Source organism: Fictibacillus enclensis (assembly GCF_030123385.1).
Lineage (GTDB): Bacteria > Bacillota > Bacilli > Bacillales > Fictibacillaceae > Fictibacillus_C > Fictibacillus_C enclensis.
The window spans coordinates 3649270-3672215 of record NZ_CP126109.1 but is presented as its reverse complement, the minus strand read 5'-3'; the positions used below and the strand labels follow the sequence as shown (position 1 = coordinate 3672215).

General features: G+C 44.4%; 28 protein-coding genes. 18 read left to right on the top strand and 10 right to left on the bottom strand.

The genetic code is table 11. The features are described from left to right. The first annotated feature begins 27 nt into the window (after positions 1-27). The 4 genes from QNH15_RS19255 to thrB all read left to right on the top strand — a co-directional run bounded on the left by QNH15_RS19255 (position 28) and on the right by thrB (position 4477). Positions 28-1002: a 2-hydroxyacid dehydrogenase gene (locus QNH15_RS19255; RefSeq protein WP_283889753.1), complete on the top strand. Its 975-nt coding sequence runs from the start codon at positions 28-30 to the stop codon at positions 1000-1002. 210 nt (positions 1003-1212) lie between these two features. Further along, positions 1213-2511 carry a homoserine dehydrogenase gene (locus QNH15_RS19250; RefSeq protein ID WP_283889752.1) on the top strand — a complete coding sequence of 433 codons (1299 nt, stop codon included), beginning with the start codon at positions 1213-1215 and terminating at the stop codon, positions 2509-2511. Next, positions 2508-3569: a threonine synthase gene (gene thrC / locus QNH15_RS19245; protein WP_283889751.1), complete on the top strand. Its 1062-nt coding sequence runs from the start codon at positions 2508-2510 to the stop codon at positions 3567-3569. Before QNH15_RS19250 ends, thrC begins: the two co-directional genes overlap by 4 nt. Beyond that, positions 3554-4477 carry a homoserine kinase gene (gene thrB, locus QNH15_RS19240; protein ID WP_283889750.1) on the top strand — a complete coding sequence of 308 codons (924 nt, stop codon included), beginning with the start codon at positions 3554-3556 and terminating at the stop codon, positions 4475-4477. The genes thrC and thrB overlap by 16 nt, the downstream gene beginning before the upstream one ends. Positions 4478-4543: 66 nt before the next feature. On the opposite strand, the gene QNH15_RS19235 is transcribed toward thrB, so the two are convergent. Next, positions 4544-4783, bottom strand: a complete 240-nt coding sequence (locus tag QNH15_RS19235; protein ID WP_090235323.1) for a NifU family protein — start codon at positions 4781-4783, stop codon at positions 4544-4546. A gap of 163 nt (positions 4784-4946) precedes the next feature. On the opposite strand from QNH15_RS19235, the gene QNH15_RS19230 reads away from it, so the two are divergent. Then, the gene (locus tag QNH15_RS19230; RefSeq protein WP_283889749.1) at positions 4947-5273 is read left to right on the top strand and encodes a YuzD family protein; all 327 of its coding nucleotides are present in this window, start codon (positions 4947-4949) and stop codon (positions 5271-5273) included. Between the two features lie 65 nt (positions 5274-5338). Here the strand turns inward: QNH15_RS19230 and QNH15_RS19225 are convergent, their stop codons facing one another. Then, positions 5339-6403, bottom strand: a complete 1065-nt coding sequence (locus QNH15_RS19225) for an NAD(P)/FAD-dependent oxidoreductase (protein WP_061972242.1) — start codon at positions 6401-6403, stop codon at positions 5339-5341. A gap of 230 nt (positions 6404-6633) precedes the next feature. Between QNH15_RS19225 and QNH15_RS19220 the strand changes: the two genes are divergently transcribed. After that, on the top strand, positions 6634-6870 hold the full coding sequence (locus QNH15_RS19220) for a YuzB family protein (RefSeq protein ID WP_061972243.1): 237 nt from the start codon (positions 6634-6636) through the stop codon (positions 6868-6870). Positions 6871-6916: 46 nt separating this feature from the next. Here QNH15_RS19220 and QNH15_RS19215 read toward each other — a convergent pair whose 3' ends face one another. Continuing rightward, complete coding sequence (locus QNH15_RS19215; RefSeq protein WP_283889748.1) at positions 6917-7495, bottom strand: ECF transporter S component; 579 nt, start codon at positions 7493-7495, stop codon at positions 6917-6919. A 707-nt stretch (positions 7496-8202) separates the two neighbouring features. Between QNH15_RS19215 and QNH15_RS19210 the strand changes: the two genes are divergently transcribed. Further along, on the top strand, positions 8203-8436 hold the full coding sequence (locus tag QNH15_RS19210; protein ID WP_061972244.1) for a hypothetical protein: 234 nt from the start codon (positions 8203-8205) through the stop codon (positions 8434-8436). A gap of 32 nt (positions 8437-8468) precedes the next feature. On the opposite strand, the gene mqnE is transcribed toward QNH15_RS19210, so the two are convergent. Next, positions 8469-9563 (bottom strand): aminofutalosine synthase MqnE, encoded by a 1095-nt coding sequence (mqnE, locus tag QNH15_RS19205; RefSeq protein WP_061972245.1) that lies wholly within the window; start codon positions 9561-9563, stop codon positions 8469-8471. Positions 9564-9904: 341 nt separating this feature from the next. Here mqnE and QNH15_RS19200 point away from each other — a divergent pair, with 341 nt between their 5' ends. The 3 genes from QNH15_RS19200 (at position 9905) to QNH15_RS19190 (ending at position 10905) form a co-directional block, all read left to right on the top strand. Then, positions 9905-10090: an aspartyl-phosphate phosphatase Spo0E family protein gene (locus QNH15_RS19200; protein ID WP_283889747.1), complete on the top strand. Its 186-nt coding sequence runs from the start codon at positions 9905-9907 to the stop codon at positions 10088-10090. A gap of 81 nt (positions 10091-10171) precedes the next feature. Next, positions 10172-10528, top strand: a complete 357-nt coding sequence (locus tag QNH15_RS19195; protein WP_283889746.1) for a HesB/IscA family protein — start codon at positions 10172-10174, stop codon at positions 10526-10528. 107 nt (positions 10529-10635) lie between these two features. Then, positions 10636-10905, top strand: coding sequence for a hypothetical protein (locus tag QNH15_RS19190; protein ID WP_283889745.1), 270 nt, complete (start codon positions 10636-10638; stop codon positions 10903-10905). Between the two features lie 4 nt (positions 10906-10909). On the opposite strand, the gene QNH15_RS19185 is transcribed toward QNH15_RS19190, so the two are convergent. The 3 genes from QNH15_RS19185 to QNH15_RS19175 form a co-directional block, all read right to left on the bottom strand. Then, on the bottom strand, positions 10910-11071 hold the full coding sequence (locus QNH15_RS19185; RefSeq protein ID WP_283889744.1) for a hypothetical protein: 162 nt from the start codon (positions 11069-11071) through the stop codon (positions 10910-10912). Between the two features lie 128 nt (positions 11072-11199). Then, positions 11200-11370 (bottom strand): hypothetical protein, encoded by a 171-nt coding sequence (locus QNH15_RS19180; RefSeq protein WP_283889743.1) that lies wholly within the window; start codon positions 11368-11370, stop codon positions 11200-11202. A 57-nt stretch (positions 11371-11427) separates the two neighbouring features. After that, the gene (locus QNH15_RS19175; protein WP_283889742.1) at positions 11428-12408 is read right to left on the bottom strand and encodes an NAD(P)/FAD-dependent oxidoreductase; all 981 of its coding nucleotides are present in this window, start codon (positions 12406-12408) and stop codon (positions 11428-11430) included. 348 nt (positions 12409-12756) lie between these two features. On the opposite strand from QNH15_RS19175, the gene QNH15_RS19170 reads away from it, so the two are divergent. From QNH15_RS19170 to QNH15_RS19150, 5 genes are all read left to right on the top strand, one after another. Beyond that, positions 12757-13959: an NAD(P)/FAD-dependent oxidoreductase gene (locus QNH15_RS19170; protein ID WP_061972271.1), complete on the top strand. Its 1203-nt coding sequence runs from the start codon at positions 12757-12759 to the stop codon at positions 13957-13959. Between the two features lie 94 nt (positions 13960-14053). Continuing rightward, on the top strand, positions 14054-14536 hold the full coding sequence (locus tag QNH15_RS19165) for an NUDIX hydrolase (protein WP_283889741.1): 483 nt from the start codon (positions 14054-14056) through the stop codon (positions 14534-14536). 142 nt (positions 14537-14678) lie between these two features. Then, positions 14679-14813: a YuiA family protein gene (locus QNH15_RS19160; RefSeq protein ID WP_162264551.1), complete on the top strand. Its 135-nt coding sequence runs from the start codon at positions 14679-14681 to the stop codon at positions 14811-14813. 108 nt (positions 14814-14921) lie between these two features. Further along, on the top strand, positions 14922-15239 hold the full coding sequence (locus QNH15_RS19155; protein ID WP_061972273.1) for a YuiB family protein: 318 nt from the start codon (positions 14922-14924) through the stop codon (positions 15237-15239). Between the two features lie 134 nt (positions 15240-15373). Beyond that, positions 15374-16036, top strand: a complete 663-nt coding sequence (locus QNH15_RS19150; protein WP_283895666.1) for a 3D domain-containing protein — start codon at positions 15374-15376, stop codon at positions 16034-16036. A gap of 37 nt (positions 16037-16073) precedes the next feature. On the opposite strand, the gene QNH15_RS19145 is transcribed toward QNH15_RS19150, so the two are convergent. Both QNH15_RS19145 and QNH15_RS19140 read right to left on the bottom strand, forming a co-directional pair. Further along, on the bottom strand, positions 16074-16868 hold the full coding sequence (locus tag QNH15_RS19145; protein ID WP_283889740.1) for a cobalamin-binding protein: 795 nt from the start codon (positions 16866-16868) through the stop codon (positions 16074-16076). 13 nt (positions 16869-16881) lie between these two features. Further along, positions 16882-17364 (bottom strand): divergent PAP2 family protein, encoded by a 483-nt coding sequence (locus QNH15_RS19140; protein WP_061972275.1) that lies wholly within the window; start codon positions 17362-17364, stop codon positions 16882-16884. A 165-nt stretch (positions 17365-17529) separates the two neighbouring features. Here QNH15_RS19140 and QNH15_RS19135 point away from each other — a divergent pair, with 165 nt between their 5' ends. The 3 genes from QNH15_RS19135 to QNH15_RS19125 all read left to right on the top strand — a co-directional run bounded on the left by QNH15_RS19135 (position 17530) and on the right by QNH15_RS19125 (position 20537). Continuing rightward, positions 17530-17916 (top strand): DUF309 domain-containing protein, encoded by a 387-nt coding sequence (locus QNH15_RS19135; protein ID WP_283889739.1) that lies wholly within the window; start codon positions 17530-17532, stop codon positions 17914-17916. Positions 17917-17951: 35 nt separating this feature from the next. Continuing rightward, complete coding sequence (locus QNH15_RS19130; protein ID WP_283889738.1) at positions 17952-19448, top strand: leucyl aminopeptidase; 1497 nt, start codon at positions 17952-17954, stop codon at positions 19446-19448. A gap of 150 nt (positions 19449-19598) precedes the next feature. Further along, the gene (locus QNH15_RS19125) at positions 19599-20537 is read left to right on the top strand and encodes a cation diffusion facilitator family transporter (protein WP_129480127.1); all 939 of its coding nucleotides are present in this window, start codon (positions 19599-19601) and stop codon (positions 20535-20537) included. Positions 20538-20575: 38 nt separating this feature from the next. On the opposite strand, the gene QNH15_RS19120 is transcribed toward QNH15_RS19125, so the two are convergent. Beyond that, positions 20576-22549 (bottom strand): M6 family metalloprotease domain-containing protein, encoded by a 1974-nt coding sequence (locus QNH15_RS19120; RefSeq protein ID WP_283889737.1) that lies wholly within the window; start codon positions 22547-22549, stop codon positions 20576-20578. Between the last annotated feature and the right edge of the window lie 397 nt (positions 22550-22946).

Genomic DNA, 22946 nt, shown 5'->3' with positions numbered 1-22946 from the left:
ATAAGGAAAAACGCTTGGAGTGCTAGAATGAAGCCGTATATATTTATTACAAGAAAAATTCCTGAAGCAACGTTGAACGAATTACAGAGGATGGCCGATGTGACCATGTGGGAGGAGGAATTGAAGCCGGTGCCCCGTGACCGTTTGCTTAAAGAAGCAGCAAAAGCAACCGGCCTGCTTACCATGCTTTCAGACAAAATTGATGCAGAGCTGATGGATCAGTCGCCAAATCTTAAAGTGGTTGCCAATCTCGCGGTTGGCTATGATAATATCGATATTCCTTATGCTGATAAAAAAGGGATGATCATCTGCAACACACCAGACGTTCTGACAGATACAACCGCGGATTTGACGTTTGCTCTATTGATGGCCACGGCGAGAAGGATTACGGAGGCTGCACAGTATTTAAAAGAAGGAAAATGGACGGGCTGGAGTCCTTTGCTGCTTGCAGGGACAGATATTCACCACAAAACTTTGGGTATTCTGGGAATGGGTCGCATTGGGGAAGCTGTTGCTAAAAGAGCGGCCGGTTTTGATATGAACATCCTGTACCACAATCGCAGCCGGAAAGAAGAAGCGGAACGAAAGCTCGGATTGTCCTACCGCTCGTTTGAGGACTTGCTAAAAGCGTCGGATTATGTGGTTTGTCTTGCACCCCTAACCGAAGAAACAAAAGATTTGTTTGATGAAAAGGCATTTCAAATGATGAAGTCATCCGCTTTGTTTATCAACGCGTCCCGCGGGGGAGTAGTGGTTGAAAAAGCGTTGGACAAAGCTTTGACTAAAGGGTGGATCAAAGGGGCAGGGCTCGATGTATTTCGTGAAGAACCGATTCAGCGGGATCATTTCCTATTAAAACATGCCAATCTGGTTGCCCTTCCCCATATTGGGAGCGCAAGCCTGGAGACGAGGATGCAAATGGCCCGGTTAGCGTGCAAAAATATTGAGAACGTTCTACAGGGGCTTACACCTCCTGCGTCAGTAAACGGCAAGGATGCTTAATGGACTAATCCTTCACTTCGAAGGAGCTTCATCCGATAAGGAGCAGTATACAATGGTAGCTTTTAAGTTAAGCCGCCCTTATCTGCTCTGTATTTGAAAACGCTTCCAAAAACTTTACAAAACTACTGGTTGTGCCAAGCGTAAATTACGTCTACAATTGTCCTTAATATAAAAACAAATGTATTTCTAGTGAGGACAGGAGTGTTGGCAATGGTTCAGAACGTATCTGTAGGATTATTGGGACTGGGGACAGTAGGAAGCGGTGTCGTTAGAATGGTGGAAGGGCATCAGGAAGAATTGCTCCACCGTGTAGGCTGTCCTGTCTACATAAAAAGAGTGCTTGTTCAAAATCTCGACAAGGAGCGGTCATGCCACATCAACCCCGAGCTGTTGACGAGTAAAGCAGACGAGGTCGTAAGTGACCCCGAAATTGATGTGGTGATCGAAGTCATCGGCGGAATTGAGCGGGCCAGAGAATATATTCTGCAGGCACTCAGCAACAAAAAGCATGTAATCACGGCCAACAAGGACCTGATGGCGCTCCACGGCGCTGAACTTTTATCAGCAGCTGAAGAAAATGGATGCGACTTATTTTATGAAGCGAGTGTGGCCGGTGGAATTCCGATTATCCGTACGCTGGTGGATGGACTGGCATCCGACCGGATTACGAAGATGATGGGGATCGTAAACGGAACCACCAATTATATATTAACGAAAATGGACAAGGAAAATTTAACCTTTGAAGAAGTATTAAAAGAAGCACAGGAACTTGGTTATGCGGAAGCAGATCCCACTTCTGATGTAGAAGGAATTGATGCGGCACGCAAAATGGCCATTTTGGCTTCTCTCGGTTTCTCCATGAACATTCATTTGGATGATGTAGAAGTAAAAGGCATTTCAAGCATCACAAGCGAAGATCTGGATTATGCCCGGCAGTTCGGCTATTCCATGAAGCTCATCGGAAATGCAAAAAAAGACAATGGAAAGGTGGAGGTGAGTGTAGAACCGACGCTGCTGCCGGATACACACCCGCTTGCCTCCGTACAAAATGAATACAATGCCGTTTATATTTATGGCGAGGCTGTCGGAGAAACCATGCTGTTCGGCCCGGGTGCCGGCCAGCTTCCGACCGCAACCTCCATTGTCTCAGACTTAGTAGCTGTCGTAAGGAATATGCGCTTGGGCGTCAATGGCAAAAGCGTTGTAGCTCCCCAATTTGATAAACAGCTTAAGAAGGACGATGAAATTGCAGGCAAGTATTTTTACCGTCTTCATGTGAAGGATGAAGCAGGCACGTTCTCTGCATTGACATCAATCTTCGCCAATAATGAAGTAAGCTTGGAAAAATTGCTTCAGAAGCCGGTTGGAGATAACGGTGTGGCTGAGGTTGTCCTAGTGACCCATACGACCAGCAAGCAGCAAAACGACAACATCTATCAGCAGCTCAGGGATTCCGGAGTTGTCAATCAAATCAAAAGCCACTACCGCGTAGAAGGAGGAGCACAATGAGATACAAAGGACTAATTCATAAATATAAGGACTTTTTACCAGTTACAGATAAAACACCTGAACTTTCGTTACAGGAAGGAAATACACCGCTTATTCCACTTGAACATCTTTCCAAAGAGTGGGGAATAGAGCTCTTTGTAAAATATGAAGGAGCTAATCCCACAGGATCTTTTAAAGACCGTGGTATGGTAATGGCCGTGGCCAAAGCCAAAGAAGAAGGCAGCAAAGCGATCATTTGCGCTTCAACAGGGAATACAAGTGCAGCAGCTGCTGCGTATGGGGCGAGAGCGGGACTTCGCTGTCTTGTGGTTATCCCGTCCGGAAAAGTTGCCCTTGGCAAGCTGGCGCAGGCAAAAATGTACGGTGCTGAAGTATTCGAGATCGAAGGGAATTTCGATGAAGCGCTCCAAATGGTGCGCAAATTGAGTGAAGAAGAACCATTAACGCTAGTCAATTCAGTAAACCCATTCCGTCTGGAGGGCCAGAAGACTGCAGCCTTCGAAATTGTGGACGCGCTTGGCTCTGCTCCGGATGTTCTTGCTATTCCTGTGGGAAATGCCGGAAACATTTCAGCGTATTGGAAAGGGTTCAAGGAATATCACGAAAAATTAGAAAGCGGGCTTCCTCAAATGCAAGGATTTCAAGCGGAGGGAGCAGCACCGATTGTAAACAATGCCGTTGTGAAGAACCCTGAAACCATTGCGACTGCCATCCGTATTGGAAACCCTGCCAGCTGGAATTTCGCGCTGGAAGCCGTAGAGCAGTCAAGCGGCGGCGTTAATAGCGTATCCGATGAGGAAATTGTGGAAGCTTATCATCTGTTGGCCAGGAAGGAAGGCGTCTTTGCAGAGCCGGCTTCCTGTTCCTCCATCGCAGGGGTATGGAAACTTGTCAAAAGCGGCCAGCTTGCTCCGGGAACAAAAGTTGTGGCGGTATTGACAGGAAACGGCTTGAAAGACCCTGAAACAGCGATGGACACAGTTACGGTCAATCCTGTGAAAGTATCTAATCAACTGGAAGATTTGAGGGAGGCCATGAAGGGTTGTGTATTACAATGACCTTTGCTCCTTTTTCCATCCAAGTACCAGGAAGTACGGCTAATTTAGGGCCTGGATTTGACTCTGTGGGTATGGCGCTTTCGATGTATTTAACCGTCAATGTCTTTCCATCGCGCGAGCAGAAGATCACATACTTTGGCAAAGAGCTTCAGAGCCTGAATGGTGAAAAGGATAATTTGATACTCCAAGCTGCGTCCATGGTAGCCGATGCCTATGATAAAGAGCTGCCTTGCTGTTCACTTGAGGTGGAAAGCGAGCTCCCTTTATCCAGGGGGCTGGGAAGCAGTGCAGCAGCGATAGTGGCAGGGATTGAGTGGGCAAACCGTGTGCTTTCTCTGTCGCTCTCCAAGGAGGAGAAAACGCTCTTTGCATGCAAGATGGAGGGGCATCCTGATAATGTAGTGCCTTCATTAATTGGTGGACTGGCGATCAGCTGGTATGATGAGAACCAGGTGGAGACGGTTCATGTTACGGATTTATCGGTTGAATTGGTTCTCACCATTCCCTCATTTGAGCTTGCTACGAGCATGGCGAGAGAAGCATTGCCTCCAAGTTTGGCGCACTCGGAGGCTGTTCAGGCCAGTGCGGTCAGTAATGTATTGGTAGCTTCACTGCTCAGGGACGATTGGAAAAGGGCAGGGAAGATGATGAACAAGGATCGGTTTCACGAGCCATACCGGCAGCAGTGGTTTCCCGATTTTACAGAGATCAAAGAAAAAGCCGCTGAAGCCGGCGCATACGGGTCCGCCATCAGCGGTGCGGGACCTGCCATGGTTTCTTTTGTACCTGCTGGTTCAGGGGAAAGGGTATGCGAACAGATCGCCAACGCATTTGAAGGCTATGAATGCAAGGCGGTTTCTCCTGATGTGAAAGGCGTTCTTGTCCAGCAGCTTAGTCTTCCGGCATAAATAAAACCCCCGTGCCTATGAACTGTCACAGTTCACTGGGCACGGGGGGTTTTTTATTGGCGATTTTTAGAATACTTGTTCCAATTCAACAACGCCAGGTACTTCCTCAAGCAAAGCACGCTCGATACCGGCTTTTAGTGTAATAGTGGAGGAAGGGCAGCTTCCGCAAGCACCCATAAGACGGACTTTTACAATTCCATCTTCAATGTCAACGAGCTCCACGTCTCCGCCGTCACGAAGCAAAAATGGGCGTAATTTATCTAGAACTTCTTCAACTTGCTCACGCATAGAAACTTCAGTAGCCATAATAAAAAACTCCTTTCATAAACAACTTACCCTTATTATACGGGTTTTGATTCAAAAAATCCATGTGCGTGCATCACAACATTTAAAAAGTATTCACCTTTATTAACTTCCCGGAATCGATTACAATTAAACGTGCAGGGACTTTTAAGCTGGGGTGAGGCGAATGGACATGAAACAGATTACGATCAAGGTATTCGGCGGTGAACAGAAATGTGCAAGCTGCGTGAATTTGCCATCTTCCAAAGAAACAGCGGAATGGCTGGAAGCGGCCATTTCACGTAAATATCCTGATCAACTTTTTACCATCGAGTATATTGATATCTTTTCATCGGTTGAAGGGGAGAATCAGAAGTTTGCACATCAAATTGTGGAAGAAGACCTCTTTTATCCTGTGGTTGTTATTAATGATGAAATTGTAGCTGAGGGCAACCCAAGGCTTAAGGATATTTATGCCATCATGGAACTGAACGGTTATAAGGATGCAGGCTGAGACAATGTCTTTACCTTCTATGAAAACCCCGCAGGGATGAGCCCTGCGGGGTTTTTACAATCATTTTAGTTTTGATATTTATAAAGCCATAAAATACCGGATTTCAAAAGACGAGGCACACGTCCGATGAGAGAAGCACCGCCCATGGTTCCAAAACCGCTCTTCTTCCCTAAAGAACCCATAACTCCCTTAAGTTTAATTTCTTCGAGTTCAGGCATCGGCTGATTTTTCCACTTTTTAAGAAGAATATCTGAAATTTGCTCTGCTTGTTCCTCAGCAAGCTGGGCGCTTGGGGAGAAAGCCATGCTGGCACAGTCGCCTACGACATACACATCTTCGTTATTCGGAAGGTGGTGGTACTTCGTCAGTTTAACACGGCCTTGTTGGTCTTTTTCCACATCAAGGTCGCGAACCAGCTTGTTGGGCTGAATGCCGGCAGTCCACACAATCGCATCACATTCAATGGCTGTATCATGGTTGTACAGAACATTCTTTTCCACACGAGTAATGTTGGAATTATTAACAACTTCAACGCCATGCTGAATGAACCAGTTCTGAACATAGTTGCTCAAACGGGGTTTAAAACCATTAAGTATGATTGGGCCACGGTCGAACAGAATAATTTTAAGGTCTGAACGGCTTTCATGCAGTTCACTGGCAAGCTCCACGCCGCTTAGGCCGGCGCCTACCACACCTACAACCCCATTATGAGGGAGATTGTTCAAGACCTGATACGTTTCACGAGACTTGTCCACACTCTGGATGCTCAATGTATATTCTTGTGCTCCAGGGACATTATGGTATTTATCCTCACAGCCAAGGCCAATGATTAATTCATCATATGCCACGGGTTCGTCGTCTGCAAGCTGGACTTGTTTGTTGTTAAAATCAAGTTCAGTCACGATTCCGTATTTTATTTTAAGCTGTGGGTGTTCCGGGAAAGGAACACGAATATGGTGGTCAGAAATCGTTCCAGCCGCCAGTGCATAATATTCTGTTTTCAAACAATGATAAGGCTGCTTGTCAATTAAGGTAATTTGGACGTCGGTTGGAAGCTCTGGAGAATTTAACAGACGCTTTAAGATTCGCATTCCTCCATATCCTCCGCCAAGCAATACAAGGTGTTTCATTGTCTTTCCCTTCTTTCTATGGCACTATGTGTAAATAATGGCAACAATAATCGCAGTAATACCGCAGTTTTTAAGGCTTCACAGGAAGCGATTTCACATTCAAACACTTCTTAGTATAGCATTTTACTATAAATTCTCAACTGTTTTCCTAAAAACAAAAGGAAGAAGTAAAAGGGTTTGACGGACAAGCCGGAGCGATATACGATAGAAAAGTAAGGCGAGGTGATAAGATGAGACCGATTATTGAATTTTGTGTCAGCAACCTGGCCAACGGTTCGCAGCGTGCACTTGAAAAACTGGAACAGGATTATGATCTCGATGTGATTGAATACGGCTGTCTCGGATATTGTGGTCAGTGTGCCCGTTCTCTATTCGCATTGGTTAATGGTGATATTGTGCGCGGGGAGACGCCGGACGAGCTGGTAGAAAATGTTTATAAATTTCTTGAAGAAAATCCAATGTTTTAATCATAATAAAAAGCTGGCTCAATCATCGAGCCAGCTTTGTTTTTATTTATGATGAATGTTGATATTGTTTGTTCAGCCAAGGCTGGAGCCTTGAATACAAGATGACGAATAGGATTGTGATGATCATGCCTTTAATCACATTAAACGGCGCAATACCTACCAGTATAAGGTTCAACATCGCTTCACCGGACATTTGCGGGGAGTTCAGGAACCAGGTGTAGGCAGGAAGAATCAGTACATAATTCAATAATGCCATCATTAAAGTCATCAGGACTGTCCCGACAATTAAACCGGCAGACAGACTTTTCGTTGAACGGTGCTTTCTGTAGAAGTAGGACACAGGAACAATGAAGATGGTTCCGGCGATAAAATTCGCCATTTCACCAACAGGCACTCCGGTCAGGTTGCCGACGATCCCATAATGAAGAACGTTTTTAATTCCCTCAACTGCCAGGCCGGCAAGAGGGCCGAATACGATTGCTGCAAGCAATGCAGGAACTTCACTGAAGTCAATCTGCAAAAAGGCAGGCAATCCCGGAAATGGAAAATCTAATAATTGTAGTACGTACGCAATGCTGCTTAGCATGGAAACAGCCACCATCTTATACACTTTTCCCTTGTGCATGTTGAAATCTCTCCTTTGTTGCGCCATCTCTGATTTCAAATGCAGTGCACGCTTCTACAATAGAAAACCCTTAGCGGTTAGAACGCTAAGGGAGAGTAGTCAGGCATCGTCAAATAAACATTTCAAGGTGATGTGTATCTCCTTAAAACGTACTGAGCGAGGGCTCAGTCATTTTGCAATAGCTCACTTTATTGCAAATCAACCGAACCGTGCACCGTCATCTTCTCCCATCCAGACTGTACTGTCGGCTCTGGAATTACACCAGATCAGCAAATAAGAAAAGCAAAGATGTCTAGCTTCAACGCCTAGAGCCTCGAGTCACTTCACTCTCTTCCAAAAAACAAAAAGCGTTTTTTAATCAGAGAGTTCCAGTGCTTGTCGGCTCTAAGCAAGGCGTTTCAGCTTTTCTTACAGCTCACGGGCTGATGAAGAGGGAATCTTCAAATACCGCCGGTCGGGAATTTCACCCTGCCCCGAAGATGGATCGCTATTTTTTTATACTGTGATTATTATACTGCAGAAAAAAGATTTTGGAAACCATTTTGACTTACAAAAGTTTAGTGTTGATTTTTCAATCAGCAGGTTACTTTTAAGTGAGACTGGGGTAAAAGAAATCACACAGCTTTGTTGGCATGTAGTATACAATAGAAGAACACTTTAAAATAAAAGGAGGGAAACCTGGCTTCATTCAGAAAAAGCCAGTAGTTATGCTAAACTTTGAACATTCTTGGCCCTATGAAAAAATGATGGATGATATTTATATAAATGAATGCCCCTACTGCCATACTTCCAATGTGCTGACCACATTTTCGGAAGACAAGCTGAATAATGCAAAGGAAGGGATCAAGCAGCTGCTTGTTATGCCCTGCTGTCACAGCAAGCTGACGATACTTAACGCTGATGAAGATTATTTTTGGACAGAGGAGAAGTTAAGATCATAAAAAAAACTGCCGGAGGACCGGCAGTTTGCTTCTTAATATTCTTTGATGACATTGTAGAATGTGTCGCGTTCGACTGGTTTTTTGTTGGCTGTTTTAATGAGGTGAACTAACTCTTTTCGAGTAATTCCCTGGGAAGTCAACGCCCCAACAGAGTGAGAAATTCGTTCCTCGATCAGTGTTCCGTGAATGTCATCCGCACCAAAGGACAGTGCCATTTGTGTTAACTGTACGCCAATATTGATCCAGTATGCTTTAATGTGATCAAAGTTATCCAGCATCAAACGGCTGATGGCTATCGTACGCATATCATCATAAGCAGATGTACGGCGTGTCAGTCCCATAGTCGCTGTTCTCGGCTGCATAGCAAGCGGGATAAACACCATAAATCCATTCGTTTTATCTTGAAGCTGGCGTACACGGTCCATATGGATCAAACGCTCTTCTTTGGATTCAATGGAACCGTACAGCATCGTTGCGTGTGTGCGGAGACCCAGGCCATGGGCGAGCTCATGTGCTTCCAGCCATTGATCGGTTGAGGCTTTGTCAGGGCTCATTTTCTCACGGTAGCGCTCGGTAAGAATTTCAGCTCCGCCTCCAGGCAGGGTGTCCAGTCCGGCTTTGACAAGCTCTTCGAGAACTTCTTTCATGGATAGGCCGGAAATTCGGGAGAAGAATTCAATTTCTGCTCCTGTATAGGCTTTAACTGTAGCGTTTGGATAATTTTTTTTCAGCACGCGGATGGTGTCCAAATAATAATCAAACGGAACTTCATTGTTATGGCCGCCTACAATGTGGAATTCTCGGATGTTATCGTTCCATCGTTTTTCTACATATTCCAGAAGCTGTTCTTCGTTCATTGTGTAGGCACCGTCTTCACCCGGCTTGCGCTTAAAGCCGCAGAAGCTGCAAGAAGCTTCGCAAACATTGGTCGGGTTAATATACATATTTTCAATGAAATAAACACGATCGCCGTTTTTCTGCAGGTTAGCCTCGTTTGCCAATTGAGCGACACTTAAAATATCGTTGGTTTCGTATAAAAACAAACCGTCTTCAATTGAAAGACGTTCACCGTGACGGATTTTTTCAGCAATGTCATGGATTCTTGTATCCTGTGTAATGATGGCCATTACTTTTCCCCCGTTTCTTATTGGTATGTATATATGTTCTATTGTGCAGGGTCTGAACCTGCTGACTCAAACATGTGAAGTATTCCGCCACCTGGTTTGGGCCAGCGAATACGGTGTCTATTATACGCTCATTTATTTGGAAGGACAAGAAAGGAACCATTTCCCCTTGATGTCACATGAATGTAACATAGGTTACGTCTTGTTTACGTTTTGGAAAGAGTATCCACAAATGCGATAAAATATTGCAAAATACAGAGGGGTACCAGGTGATTGTCAATATATTGAATTTAGAGTAAAATTATGGAACAGCCAGGTATGGAACGAACCAGGGAGTGTTGCACATGACAAATTTATTGGATTGCGAACGACTTGATAAATATAATGAACAGATCGAACACCTGCGCCAGCAAATGATTGATACGGCCAACAGCTTGGGCCTGAATCACCCTCAAGTATTGAACTACAGCCAGAAAATAGATGAAACGCATAATTTAATCTTAAAGATGGAACAAGGAAAACAGTATTAATAAAGGCAGATGCCTTGAGAGTTTTCTTTGGCACTTGTATACTATAAGTATAAAACCTTCAATGAAGGAGAGTGGATAATAATGATCGTAAACTTTACTGATGCTGCAATCGGCCAAATCAAAGAAATGATGGCTGCAGAAGAGGAAACAGGGCTATTTCTCCGTGTCGGTGTAAAAGGCGGCGGATGCAGCGGCCTTTCGTATGGCATGGGATTTGATAAAGAAACACAAAGCACAGATCACGAGGAAGAAATCAACGGGCTTAAAATTGTCGTTGATGCGGAAAGCGCGAAAATTCTTAACGGAACTACGGTTGACTTCAAGCAAAACATGATGGGCGGAGGATTCACCATCAACAACCCGAACGCCATCGCGTCCTGCGGATGCGGATCTTCCTTCCGTACAGCGGTCAATGCCGGAACTCCTGAAGAGTGCTAATAAGCCATACACGGTAAAACCCCTGACGAGTCAGGGGTTTTATTATGCGAACATTTTAATCCCGCTGTGAATACCTTTGTATCATTAAAGGAGGAAGCATAGAGGGAATGACAAATTATGTTGTTGAAGTGAGAAGACAATTAAAAAACAGGCCGGGCCTTACCGTTGAAATCGAGTTCCCAACACAAGAAGAAGCCGAAGCCTATATTCAAACGGTGTATGATGATTATGTAAAAGGACAGGAAGGTCAAGTGGATTATGAAACCCTCACATACAGTGAAGAACAGTTTCAAAAAGAAATCCTTGTCCGCAAACGGAATGAAAAAGGAAAAACCATTTTCAGCCTATTGCTTACAACCTACATGAAAACTACGTGAATGATTAATTCCCCAAAAATAAAAGAAAAACAAGGCCCGCCAAGTCAGAAAGAATGGAGCCTCCCACATACAGCCACTTTTTCCGGCCAACATGGCGGCTACTTGCCATCATGAGTCCTGTCCCCAGAATAAAGAATAAAATACCGATGATAATGAAAATGTTCATAAAGAAAAACTCCTTTTTCAATAAAAAAACCCGGTGCGCCAACACCGGGTTATCGTTATGGGTTTATGAGCAGCACTTGTCTGCTACAGCTAGTGTAACACACACGCTTTGTGATACCAACTGTTAATTCATTCCAGTGCGCGCTCGACTTCCTGCAACAGCTGCTTCAGCTTGGGCAGTGCTTCTTTCACATCTTCCAGAAATGATTCATCAGAAATGTGAAGAGTCGCCGTCTTCCGCTGTAGCTCCTGAAGCAGCTCAGCCACCTCAATTTCATCTTCGGTCCATTGACGGTTCAAATTCGTCTCATTCCTCCTTTTCGCAAATTAAAGAGCCGGCGTTAACCGGCTCGGAAATTAAAACAAGCTCGTGCTGTGCTGGGGCTGTGTTTTTGCTTTTGGATCAATATACGTTTTTGCATTGTTCACAGCAGTAGGGGCTTCCCCAAATCCGGCAGCAATCAGTTTAACTTTGCCATCATACGTACAAATATCACCGGCGGCGTAAATGCCAGGAATATTGGTTTCCATTTTGGAATTGACAATGATGGAATTGCGTTCAATATTAAGGCCCCAGTTCTTGATTGGACCAAGAGAGGACACGAAACCATAGTTGACAATAACCGCGTCCACTTCGATTTTCTCTTCCGCATCTTCGTTTTCTAAAAGCACATGGGTGATCTTTTCATTATCGTGGATCAATTCTTTGATCTGATAGGGTGTTTTCACCTTCACAGATGAATTGAAGAGCTGTTCTACGCTGTGCTCGTGAGCACGGAATTTGGCACGCCTGTGGGTCAGTGTTACCTCTTCGGCAATCGGTTCAAGCATTAGAGACCAATCGAGTGCAGAATCACCGCCGCCGGCCACGAGAACTTTTTTGCCGGCAAAGGCTTGGAGGTCGTTAACAAAATAAAGGAGTGATTTTCCTTCAAACTGTTTGGCGTTCTCGAGTTCAATTCGTCTTGGCTGAAAAGCCCCAACGCCTGCTGTGATGATGACCGCTTTTGAATAATGCGTGTCTTTATCTGTGGTCAGTTCGAAGTGGTCTTCTTTTTTCTCCACGGTCTGAACCGATTCCTCAAGCACCACATCAGGATTAAATTGTTCAGCCTGGACTTTAAGGTTATTCACAAGATCCTGAGCCAGCACTTTAGGAAAACCGGCCACATCATAGATGTATTTTTCAGGGTATAACGCGGAAAGCTGTCCGCCAAGCTGAGGCATGCTTTCAATAATTTTAACCTTCATTTGCCGCATTCCCCCATAGAACGCCGCAAACATACCGGTGGGACCGCCGCCGATTATCGTAATATCATACAGAGTTTCTTCCGTCATTTTTCCACCCCCGGGGTAATTTACTCTCCCTTCATTATAGATAGAAAGAGTATGAAAAGAAAGGATAATACCATATTCGCCAATCCATCAAAACCCTTATGGGACTTGAAAGGGCTTTTATCTTCCTTTATTAAAAAATATGCGCTCCGTTTCTTAAAATTTTCTTAAAAACGGTTGAAACTTGTCTGGAAAAGGAATAAGATTATAGAGGAAAAAATATGGTGAAATTGTGACAATTTTCGTCTTTATCTATCCTACTACGTGAAATACGTCACAAACTTTTTTGGCCTTTCATATTTCAATCCATGTTAGGTCAAACTAAAAAAAATCTGAAGTGGAAGTGATCATATGAGTAAGCCAAAAATTTTAATTATTGGTGGAGGATATGGCGGTATGATGTCCGCTGTACGCCTGGAGAAAGAGCTTGGATTAAACAATGCTGAGATTACGCTTGTAAACAAGCACAACTATCACTACCAAACAACATGGTTGCACGAGAACGCAGCCGGTACGTTGCACCATGACCGTACACGTATCATGATCGATGACATCATTGATACAAATAAAATCAACTTTGTACAAGATACAGTAGTTGAAATCAAAAAAGACGAAAAGCGTGTCATTCTCCAAAATGGTGAATTAACATACGATTACCTTGTTATTGCTCTTGGATCTGACCCTGAAACATTCGGTATCCAAGGACTTAAGGAAAATGCAATGAGCATTCGAAGCATTAACTCTGTTCGTGAGATCCGCGAGCATATCGATTATAATTTTGCCCGTTACAACAATGAAGGACAAAAACAGGAACTCATCAATATTGTTGTCGGCGGAGCTGGCTTCACTGGTATCGAGTTTGTCGGTGAATTGGCAGACCGAGTTCCTGAACTCTGCAAGGAATATGATATTCCACGTGAAAAAGTACGCATCATCAACATTGAAGCAGCACCAAATGTACTGCCAGGATTTGATGAAGAACTTGTGGAATACGCAATTAATAATCTTGAACGCCGGGGTGTGGAATTCCTTGTGAACACTCCAATTAAAGAGTGTAACGAAGACGGAGTACTTCTTGCATCTGGTGAAGAAATCAAGGCCGCAACCGTTGTTTGGACGGGTGGAGTGCGCGGTAACCATCTTGTGGAAGAAGCTGGCTTTGAAACCATGCGCGGACGTGTAAAAGTGGACAAAGACCTTCGCATGCCTGGTTATGAATACATCTTCGTAGTTGGTGACTGTGCGTTAATTATTAATGAAGAGATCAACCGCCCTTATCCTCCAACTGCACAGATTGCAATCCAGCAGGCATATACGCTCGCACGCAACCTGAAAACGTTGATCAATGGCGGAGGAAAGATGGAAGAATTCACTTTTGACAACAAAGGTACAGTAGCTTCTCTTGGTAAAGGTGAAGCGATTGGAGTAGTCGGAAACAAGAAGTTGTTCGGTTCCACTGCTTCAGCAATGAAAAAAGTCATTGATAACCGTTACCTCTTCTTGCTTGGGGGCGTACCAATGGTCGTTAAAAAAGGTAAGCTTAAATTATTTTAATTAGCATAACCAACATAGTAAAGCAGAGTTCCCTTCGGAGCTCTGTTTTTTTATATAATAGAGCATAAAGGTATCGTGAAGGAGAGGTAGGGACATGAGTAATAAGAAAAACAGAGGCAGTGTTTGGCTCGCGGCAGCCGGACTCGTCATTCAGGATGGCAAATGGCTGATGGTCAAAAAGAATTACGGCGGGCTTAAAGGAAAGTGGTCCATTCCGGCAGGGTTTGTGAATGCCGGAGAGACAGTGGATGAAGCGGCAGTCCGAGAGGTAAAAGAAGAAACGGGAATTGCAAGCCGTCCTGTTGGAATCCTGGGAGTAAGAACAGGTGTGATCAATCATGAAATCAGTGACAACATGGTTATTTTTCTTCTTGAACCTGAAGGAGGATCCCTCATTCCGCAGGATAGAGAAATCCAGGAGGCGCAGTTTTTGAGTCCTGAGGAATTGCGGAATGATCCGGCAACTTCGGTTATGGTTCACCATTTTCTAAATGAAAAAGAATCAGACCTGTTGGAGCACATTAACCCTGGTGATATTTTTGGGTACACTTCTTATAAAATATTTGATAACCGATGATATTGTAAGAAAATCGTACAAAGATTCAGATATTTATTGATGTTTGCGCTTACATAGGCGATATGAACGAAAATGCCCCCTTTTCAAGTTTTCTGTTTCCTGTTATATTATCAGAAAATTCAAACAAGGGGAGTGCCGTCTAATGACAACATCCACTCGTACAAAAACACAAGAGAAGTGCCAATACTGTGAAGGGAAAGGCTATTTCCAACTATTATTAGGTGGCTCAGAGACTTGTGAAGAGTGCTGCGGCAGCGGTAAAAAGAGAAAGGCATAATAAAGAAGAAGGAGCATCAGCAATCAGATGATGCTCCTCTTTTATTATCCTTATATTGACTTTAACCTCCTGTTTCAGTAAACTAGCTTTGAATACGGGGGTGAAGAAATGTATTTACCGCAGTTGTTTATTTCCATGCTTTTGTTTATTGTACTGTTCTTTGGAATCGGTTTCCTTTTAAACATGCTGTTGCGCTCGACATGGGTAATGGCTGTGATTTATCCCGTTGTCGTTGTCATGATTGTGGATCATGTTAAATTTTTTACATATTTCTCAAGTCCGGCAAAAAGCTTTTCTCAGCTTGGACAGGACTTTATTCATTTGCAAGCGGTCGATATCGCTATTCTGGCATGCGGGATGATTGGGGCCATGATGGCCGGAGTTGCCATCCGTATGCTGCGGGTAAGAGGATATCAAATGTTTTAGAATCTTCTGTTTACACAGGAAGGTTCTTTTTTTATGCCTACTTACCGCAGTATAAAATTTGCTTCTCTTGGAAAATACTACGTGAAGAGAGGAGTGAGGGTTTGCGTTATCTCATAAAGAATGCCAAAAGGCTCATGATGACTGTGCTATTGGTGTGGGCAATGCTTGCTACCTTGTCTTCCATATCAGGAGTAGTAGCAGCAGATGTCTCACACTGGGCAGCCGTAAGCCTGCAGGAACCGCAAAAGAATATTTTCGAGCGTGCAGGAACTAAAACGATTCTGGTTTTGTCCCAAGCCATGGAAAAGACTACCGGCATATGGGGGCATGAATTTAAGGTGAATGCGGAGTCATCGGCCCCGAAAGAGACAGCCTTGGATCAATTTGATGTTTCACCTTATCCATCGGTTAAAGTAACCGCCACCGGTTATACTGCCGGGGTGGAATCCACCGGTAAAAGCAAAGCACATCCTGCTTACGGAATTACCAAATCAGGACTCAGGGTCAAGCGGGACCTTTATTCTACAATCGCAGCGGACACGAACATCTTTCCGATTGGCACCATCCTGTTTATACCGGGCTACGGTTTTGGTGTGGTTGCTGATACCGGTTCAGCCATTAAGGGCAGAAAGATAGATTTGTATTTTGAAACGATTAAGGATGTTTATGAAAAGTGGGGCAAGAAAACCTTGAGCGTGTATGTCGTCCAAAAAGGGTCCGGCAAACTAACCGAAAAGGAACTGAAAACATGGAACGAACAGAAATCCATGCAGCATTATCGTAAACAATTATATTAAAAAAAGCTTCAAGCGCGATGGCTTGAAGCTTTTTGCTTTAATTAGCCGTTTGGGTGGGCTGTTTCTGCTTCCATAATACTTGATGCAGCTTTTGCAGTCCGTCGATCAGACGGGGGGATGGCCTGCAAAAAAGGTGCTCATCAAGAATATGCACCTTATTTGCCTTGACCGCCCGCAGCTCTGACCAGCCTGGACGTTTTTCCAGTACTTCCGGTTTCACTTTTTGTTTTCTTACACCTACCCAAGCGATGCAAATCTCGTCAGGATCACGTTTGATTACGTCTTCCCAGGTGGTCTGGATGCTTGGCTGCTCCATATCCTCAAATACGTTAACCGCTCCAGCCAAGTGGGAGATCTGGGTCAGCCAATTTTGCTTTCCTGGTGTAAATACAGGTTTTGGCCACCATTCCCAGTAAAGCTTCTTCTTTTCTTTAACACACGCAGCGAACGTTTTGTATTCATTTATCAATTCTTTATATTGAGAAACAAGATAATCCGCACGCTTTTCGACACCTGTTCGTCGGCCGAGGTCTTTTAGATCCTCTGCAATGTCTTCGAGCGTGTTTGGGTTGTACACGACATGTGGAATGTTGCGCCGTTCCAACTCAGCGATGTTTTTTTCCATTCCCGGAACACTTAGGGAAGCGATCACAAGATCCGGCTTTAATTCTTCCACCATATCCATATTGATCGACAGATCCGGGCCCAACTTCGGCAGCGTCCGGACCCGTTCCGGCCAGTCGGAAAAATCGTCAACAGCCACCAGCTGTTCCGTTAACCCCAAATAATCAACAAGCTCAGTATTGCTCGGACAGATAGACACTAATCTCATGAATCTTCACCCCTTAAATAACGAAGAAAAGCCAGTATACAATCAGTGTTTGGACAATCCCAAGCAAGGCGCCGTAAAATACTTCGTCTGGCTGATGTCCAAGAAGCTCCTTTAATTGCTTGTGCTTTTCTTTTACGTCGGTTTTTTTCATTGCTTGGCTGACTTCCACATGCTCGCGAAAATCAGTTACTAACTTATTCAATACGGCTGCTTGTTCTCCTGCATGCCACCGTATTCCTTTTGCATCATACATGACAATGATGGCAAACATGCAAGCTACGGCGAATATCGAGCTGCCCAAGCCTTCTCTAAGAGCAACTCCAGTTGCAAGCCCGGTAACTGCGGCAGAGTGTGAACTTGGCATCCCTCCTGTACTGATAAACAAATCCCATCTCACTTGTTTTGTCTCCAGGTACGTAATTGGTATTTTTAAAAATTGAGCCATTAATATTCCTAATAAGGAAGCAAGTAAAGGAAAATTAAAAAACAGGTCCATAGATCGTCTCCTCGCAGCCTTTTTTCTACAATGTATAGAGATAAGTTTGTTCTAATGCTCTCATAATACCCTTTTTTTCCTGTCTGCAATCTTGTTGTTCTGTGGGGAAAAAATAAAGTGATGCAGTAGCAATTTGGTATGATAGGAATGAAAGCAGGTGGGGGAATGAACTATCCAATGGAATACTATCAGTTTTTTATATCATTCAATGAAGGAGACTACTATACCTGCCATGATCTCCTTGAGGAAATGTGGATGACGGATAAAAGCAATTATTTTTTGAAGGGGCTGCTGCAAATGTCAGTGGCTGTTTATCATTACGAATATGGAAATGTAAAGGGAGCCCGAGTCATGATGGAGGCAGCCCGTCATTATTTGACAGACTATCGTCCGTTTCATTGGGGAATGGATTTGGAGCATGTTTATAATTTTATTGTAGAGTGCTTGAGGAGAATGCCAAAACAGATAAACATGGTTTCGTTTGAAGAGGTGGATTCCTTGCCGGGCCTGCCGGAGCTGATCCTGCTACTAAAAGAGAACGAAGAAGAATAAACTGAGTTTAACACACCTCGCAAAGGAGGATTTGCATGTTTACGATAAAAGAAAACTGGAAGAAAGCAGATACAGAGGAAGCGCTGCTTGTCGGCCTTTGGGCTGATTATAAAAAATTGGAAGGCATCCCTGCAGAGCTGGATGAAGCGTTCAACGGCCACATTACACAGCTTTTGCGTGAAGGGGATATACAGACACAGGCCAAGTCTGTAACCAAGGTCCATACATTCGGAATCGTCGGAGCCAAGCGGATCTACTTTATAGGGTTAGGGCGCCGGAATGAAGCAAAGTATGAAACGATGAGAGAGGCTTTTGGGAGAGCGGTGGGGCAGCTTACCCGGGAAAAACGGGAAAAGGCGGCCATTGTAATGGAAACCTTTGAAAATGAGAGGATTGCTCCTGAAAGGCTCGCACATGCTTTGGCTGAGGCCGTCACTGCGGCCAGCTACGCATTTGAAAATTACAAAGAACGAACCAACGAGCGGGACAAAAAGCTTACAGAGATCAGGGTCTACAGTTCCGACAGCCGGACGGGGAAAGGGCTTTCGACCGGTTACGCCTTTGGAACAGGAATCAATACGGCACGCAACCTCATCAATACACCAGGAAATCTGATGACCCCCACCGATTTGGCCCAGGCTGCCATGGGGATTGCAAGGAAATACAGAATGGACTATGAGATTCTCGAGCGGGAAGATATGGAGCGGCTTGGCATGGGGGCGCTTCTTGCTGTTTCACAAGGATCGGAGGAACCGCCTAAATTGATTACGGTCAAATACAAGGGAAGGGACACATGGGATCATGTGCTGGCCCTGGTTGGAAAAGGCCTTACGTTTGATTCAGGCGGGTATTCGATCAAGCCAGCATCCAATATGCATGAAATGAAAAGTGATATGGGAGGCAGCGCCGCAGTCCTCGGCGCCATGGAGATTGTCGGACAGCTAAAACCGCAAACCAATATCCTTTTTGTCATCCCCTCAAGTGAAAACCTCATTAACGGGAAAGCGATGAAACCGGGAGACGTTTTTACCTCACTCAGCGGTAAAACGATTGAAGTAAGAAATACGGATGCTGAGGGAAGGCTCATCCTGGCTGATGCCATATCATATGCGAAAGAAATGGGGGCCAATTATCTGGTGGATGTGGCGACACTGACTGGAGGCGTAGTGGTCGCTTTAGGTGATACCACGACAGGAGCAGTGACAAATAACGAAGCCTTTTTCGAGCAGGTGAAGGCTTCAGCTGATCATGAGGGGGAATATCTTTGGCAGCTTCCCAGCCATCCTCATTTTAAAGAAATGCTGCGCTCAAGTGATGTGGCAGATTTGAATAATTCCACCGGGCGCCTGGGCCACGCCATCACCGGAGGTCTTTTTGTGGGAGAATTCGCAGGTGAAACTCCGTGGGTTCACCTCGATATCGCTGGAACGGCTTATTCGTCCAAACCATCTGCGCTCGGGCCTAAAGGGGCAACGGGAGTAATGGTAAGAACATTGGCAGGTTTAGCGATGAGCTTTCAAGATAAGGAATAGGAGTTACCATTAAAAAGCATGGCACCTGTCATGCTTTTTTACATAAAATAAGGGCAAAGAAAAAGATTGCGGTAAGGATAAGGCTATACTATAATATAATTATTATCATTTTATAATAATTTTAAAATAATAAAGAAAGGGGACTCATTTATGGCTGATTACGATTATCACCATCTCCCTCACGTAAAAGTGCAAAGCCGTTCAAAAAAGACACTGTGGGTCACTTTGCTGTTAACCCTGTTTTTCACCATTGTTGAAGTGATCGGCGGTTTGATCTCCAATTCTCTGGCGCTTTTATCCGATTCAGCCCACATGGTCTCCGACGTACTTGCATTAAGCTTAAGCATGCTCGCTATTTACCTTGCGACAAGGCAGCCAAACGCCAAATTCTCGTTTGGTTTTCTGCGTTTTGAAATTATTGCTTCATTCTTAAATGGTCTTGCGCTTGCCGTTATCGCTCTTGGGATTTTTATCGAAGGAATCAAGCGGTTTATCCATCCGGAAACCATTAACTTTCAGTTGATGCTCATCATTGCGTTCATTGGTTTGGTTGTCAATATTGTGCTTACTATTGTTTTGAGCCGCAGCATGAAGGAAGAAGAAAATCTAAACGTAAAAAGTGCGCTCTGGCATTTTATCGGGGACCTTCTCAGCTCCATAGGTGTTATCTTGGCTGCCTTTCTGATAAAACTGACCAATTTTTACTTTTTTGATCCGCTGATCAGCTTGATCGTCGGAGCAATCATTTTTACTGGCGGTTTTAAGATTTTAAAAGAGTCCTATTTAATCTTGATGGAATCTGTTCCGGAAGGGCTGGATTTGGACGAAATCCGAGCAGATATTGCTAAAGTGGAAGGGGTAGAGGATGTACATGAGCTGCACCTCTGGACAGTCACAACCGATCACCATTCCCTGACTGCCCACGTCTTTATTAATGAGCATATTCAGCCGTTTTGTGTCATTCTGGCCGTTAACGAAATGCTGAAAGAAAAGTACAAATTGAAGCATACCACTGTCCAGATTGAACATGCGACGATCCACCATCATGGAGAATATGGAAAGCAGTTTTTAGAAGCACAAAAAACATAAAAAAGAGTCCTTCATTTTCGTGAAGGACCCTTTTTTTGTTATTTTTTATTTCCCGGGACAACGGTCTGTACAACAGTAGAGCTTTGGCTTTGGTCGGTTTCAGATGTGCTTGTAAAGGTAAGTCTGGTCAGTTTTGGGTTGTCTTTTCCGTCTGGAATTTTAACATAAACGGGAACCTGTACGCTTTTTCCCGGTGCTAATTCTATGACGTTGTTTTGCAACTGAACCTCCCAGCCTGCTTCTGTTTTGGCATGAAGGCGAATAAGGTCTTTTGCTCCTCCAGTGTTGGTTACAACATATTTGTATTCAGCAACCCGCCCGGGAGCAGCAAACTGATAAGGACCTCTTTGGGCTTTCACACCCCGTTCGTACGATCCTGAGCCATCCATATTTCTGACAGCCACACGGTAGGTGAGGGCACCCTGGTCATCGGTTTTCTTTTTCAGGATGTAAAAATGCAGGCGGTTGTAGGAATCTTTATACTCACTCACGACACCGTCACCTGTTCCTGCTTTAAAGAGGGAGTCGGCAAGCTGTTGGAAATCTCCTTTGGAAAGCATGGCTGTCGATCCGTCGGGCCGTTTGAAGTCGGTTTGATTAATGTCCTCTTTATGGGAATCAACCACCCAGATATTTGGGGCTGCTTCTGTATTTTTTGTTTTGGCCAGCAATACACCCGAGTCTGGGACAAAGGAGTCATAGCCGACTCGGTCAACGACTTCGAGCGAGTAGTTGTTATACCATTTGGCTCCCCGCTGCATATCCGCACGCCAGTCATCGTCAAGCGAATTTGGGGGCGTTAAATCTTCCATTTTAATGTTGATGCCATACAAGCCCTGCCTCCTGAATTCCTTTCCGCTTGGCACTTCGCGAGATAATATATTGGCGAAAACAGGACCTGTCTGTGCAAGTTCATCACGATCGATATTTAAGTACTGATCTTCGGATAAAAATCCCTGTTTGATTTTGTTCCTGAGCATATGGTGGGAGGGAGCCGAGGCACCAAGAGTTCCGGGAACCATCCAGCGGGTGTGAGGGCCTCCGGGGCCGTTGAAGCTTCCGCGGCTCATCAGCTCCCATGGACCGGAATATGAACGGGATACGGGCTTTCCATAAGGGTTGTTGTAATTGTCACCTAGGGCCATGATATGCCCGAATTCATGGGCGAACGTTCCCATGCCGTCATTTTCTCCCTGTATGGACGTCCCGGCACCAGCGCTGGACCAAATACCTTTTGCCGCATACCAGGACGTCCATGGCACATAGCGGGTGATCGCAGAATTTGGCATATCAGGAATAGGAGGGCCAAATGCATCTGTCACACTTTCTGGATTTTGGAACATCATTTCGCCAAGCTCCTGCCACACTCCAGATTCGTCATAGCCGGCGTGAACCACAAATTTAAAATCGTACTTTTCACCAGAAGCATCGATATCTGCCTGTGCTTTCTGGATGGCTTCAGAGCGAAGGTTCTTTCCTGAAAAACCTGGAGGCATATTTTGCATCTGGTTGAATTCATTCAGTCCATATTGAAATTCATTGAAATCCATGCGGTATGTACCAAAGGCGTCGAGGTCCACAGCCCATTTACCGAAGGAGTTTTCTCTCCAATATTCATTGATTGTTCTGTAGTTATTCAGCGCTTGAGGCTTGTTCAGAAAATCGAGCCAAAATTGTCCCATTTTATCACGCGGTATATTTCCTGTTTTGATGGGGTTGCCAGCAATTTCAGAGCCTTCAGGCTGGCTCAGCATAAATTCACGATCCGGAAAGTCAACGATGATCAACGCGCCTTTCAGTACCCTTTCTGGTTGGATATCTGAATTTCTCCAGTCTATTCCGGGTACAGGGCGATAATCATTCCATGTCATGTCACGGGGAAGCTTCCAAGACTCCTTTTCCACGGGTTCAGGGAACGTTTTTAATCCAGGCTGATCCGCATAGGCAGGGGCAGAAACAGACAATAGCAGGAAAAACGAGAGGGGCAAAACAAAGGACTTTTTTCTCACCATAGGCACAGAAACCTCTTTCTATGATTTATTTGATTATTCAAAAAATACCATATTTGGTTGCTGGATTCCTGAATTAACGATCAATTGTCGAAAGAATAGGAAATATTTACCTGTGTTATTGTGTATGAGGACGTTGTTTATAGGCTTAATGGCATGGAAAAAGCAGAAGGGGAATAGAACCTCATTAGACAAGAGGATTGATTCCCTTTACAATAAAAACAAGACGTTTTACTGTAAAGGGGTTAATTATGAACGAAAAAAAATCCATCGGAGCACAAATTCTGTGGGGAATCATTCTCCTTATACCGATATTGATTATTGTGTTTTCTATCGTCGCTATTTTCAGGTATATCTTTTAATCGAGGGGAGCTATCTGGCCAGTAAACGTTTGATTTTG

Bases quoted from the DNA above. Each gene is read 5' to 3' on its own strand.
- QNH15_RS19225 (WP_061972242.1), bottom strand. From the start codon at position 6,403: ATGAAACACCTTGTATTGCTTGGCGGAGGATATGGAGGAATGCGAATC.
- QNH15_RS19200 (WP_283889747.1), top strand. From the start codon at position 9,905: ATGACAAATTTATTGGATTGCGAACGACTTGATAAATATAATGAACAG.
- QNH15_RS19120 (WP_283889737.1), bottom strand. From the start codon at position 22,549: ATGGTGAGAAAAAAGTCCTTTGTTTTGCCCCTCTCGTTTTTCCTGCTA.
- QNH15_RS19250 (WP_283889752.1), top strand. From the start codon at position 1,213: ATGGTTCAGAACGTATCTGTAGGATTATTGGGACTGGGGACAGTAGGA.
- QNH15_RS19195 (WP_283889746.1), top strand. From the start codon at position 10,172: ATGATCGTAAACTTTACTGATGCTGCAATCGGCCAAATCAAAGAAATG.
- QNH15_RS19185 (WP_283889744.1), bottom strand. From the start codon at position 11,071: ATGAACATTTTCATTATCATCGGTATTTTATTCTTTATTCTGGGGACA.
- QNH15_RS19145 (WP_283889740.1), bottom strand. From the start codon at position 16,868: ATGAGATTAGTGTCTATCTGTCCGAGCAATACTGAGCTTGTTGATTAT.
- QNH15_RS19255 (WP_283889753.1), top strand. From the start codon at position 28: ATGAAGCCGTATATATTTATTACAAGAAAAATTCCTGAAGCAACGTTG.
- QNH15_RS19130 (WP_283889738.1), top strand. From the start codon at position 17,952: ATGTTTACGATAAAAGAAAACTGGAAGAAAGCAGATACAGAGGAAGCG.
- QNH15_RS19230 (WP_283889749.1), top strand. From the start codon at position 4,947: ATGGACATGAAACAGATTACGATCAAGGTATTCGGCGGTGAACAGAAA.
- QNH15_RS19220 (WP_061972243.1), top strand. From the start codon at position 6,634: ATGAGACCGATTATTGAATTTTGTGTCAGCAACCTGGCCAACGGTTCG.
- QNH15_RS19140 (WP_061972275.1), bottom strand. From the start codon at position 17,364: ATGGACCTGTTTTTTAATTTTCCTTTACTTGCTTCCTTATTAGGAATA.
- QNH15_RS19175 (WP_283889742.1), bottom strand. From the start codon at position 12,408: ATGACGGAAGAAACTCTGTATGATATTACGATAATCGGCGGCGGTCCC.
- QNH15_RS19170 (WP_061972271.1), top strand. From the start codon at position 12,757: ATGAGTAAGCCAAAAATTTTAATTATTGGTGGAGGATATGGCGGTATG.
- mqnE (WP_061972245.1), bottom strand. From the start codon at position 9,563: ATGGCCATCATTACACAGGATACAAGAATCCATGACATTGCTGAAAAA.
- thrC (WP_283889751.1), top strand. From the start codon at position 2,508: ATGAGATACAAAGGACTAATTCATAAATATAAGGACTTTTTACCAGTT.
- QNH15_RS19190 (WP_283889745.1), top strand. From the start codon at position 10,636: ATGACAAATTATGTTGTTGAAGTGAGAAGACAATTAAAAAACAGGCCG.
- QNH15_RS19125 (WP_129480127.1), top strand. From the start codon at position 19,599: ATGGCTGATTACGATTATCACCATCTCCCTCACGTAAAAGTGCAAAGC.
- QNH15_RS19135 (WP_283889739.1), top strand. From the start codon at position 17,530: ATGAACTATCCAATGGAATACTATCAGTTTTTTATATCATTCAATGAA.
- QNH15_RS19155 (WP_061972273.1), top strand. From the start codon at position 14,922: ATGTATTTACCGCAGTTGTTTATTTCCATGCTTTTGTTTATTGTACTG.
- QNH15_RS19160 (WP_162264551.1), top strand. From the start codon at position 14,679: ATGACAACATCCACTCGTACAAAAACACAAGAGAAGTGCCAATACTGT.
- QNH15_RS19150 (WP_283895666.1), top strand. From the start codon at position 15,374: ATGATGACTGTGCTATTGGTGTGGGCAATGCTTGCTACCTTGTCTTCC.
- QNH15_RS19210 (WP_061972244.1), top strand. From the start codon at position 8,203: ATGCTAAACTTTGAACATTCTTGGCCCTATGAAAAAATGATGGATGAT.
- QNH15_RS19165 (WP_283889741.1), top strand. From the start codon at position 14,054: ATGAGTAATAAGAAAAACAGAGGCAGTGTTTGGCTCGCGGCAGCCGGA.
- QNH15_RS19215 (WP_283889748.1), bottom strand. From the start codon at position 7,495: ATGCACAAGGGAAAAGTGTATAAGATGGTGGCTGTTTCCATGCTAAGC.
- QNH15_RS19235 (WP_090235323.1), bottom strand. From the start codon at position 4,783: ATGGCTACTGAAGTTTCTATGCGTGAGCAAGTTGAAGAAGTTCTAGAT.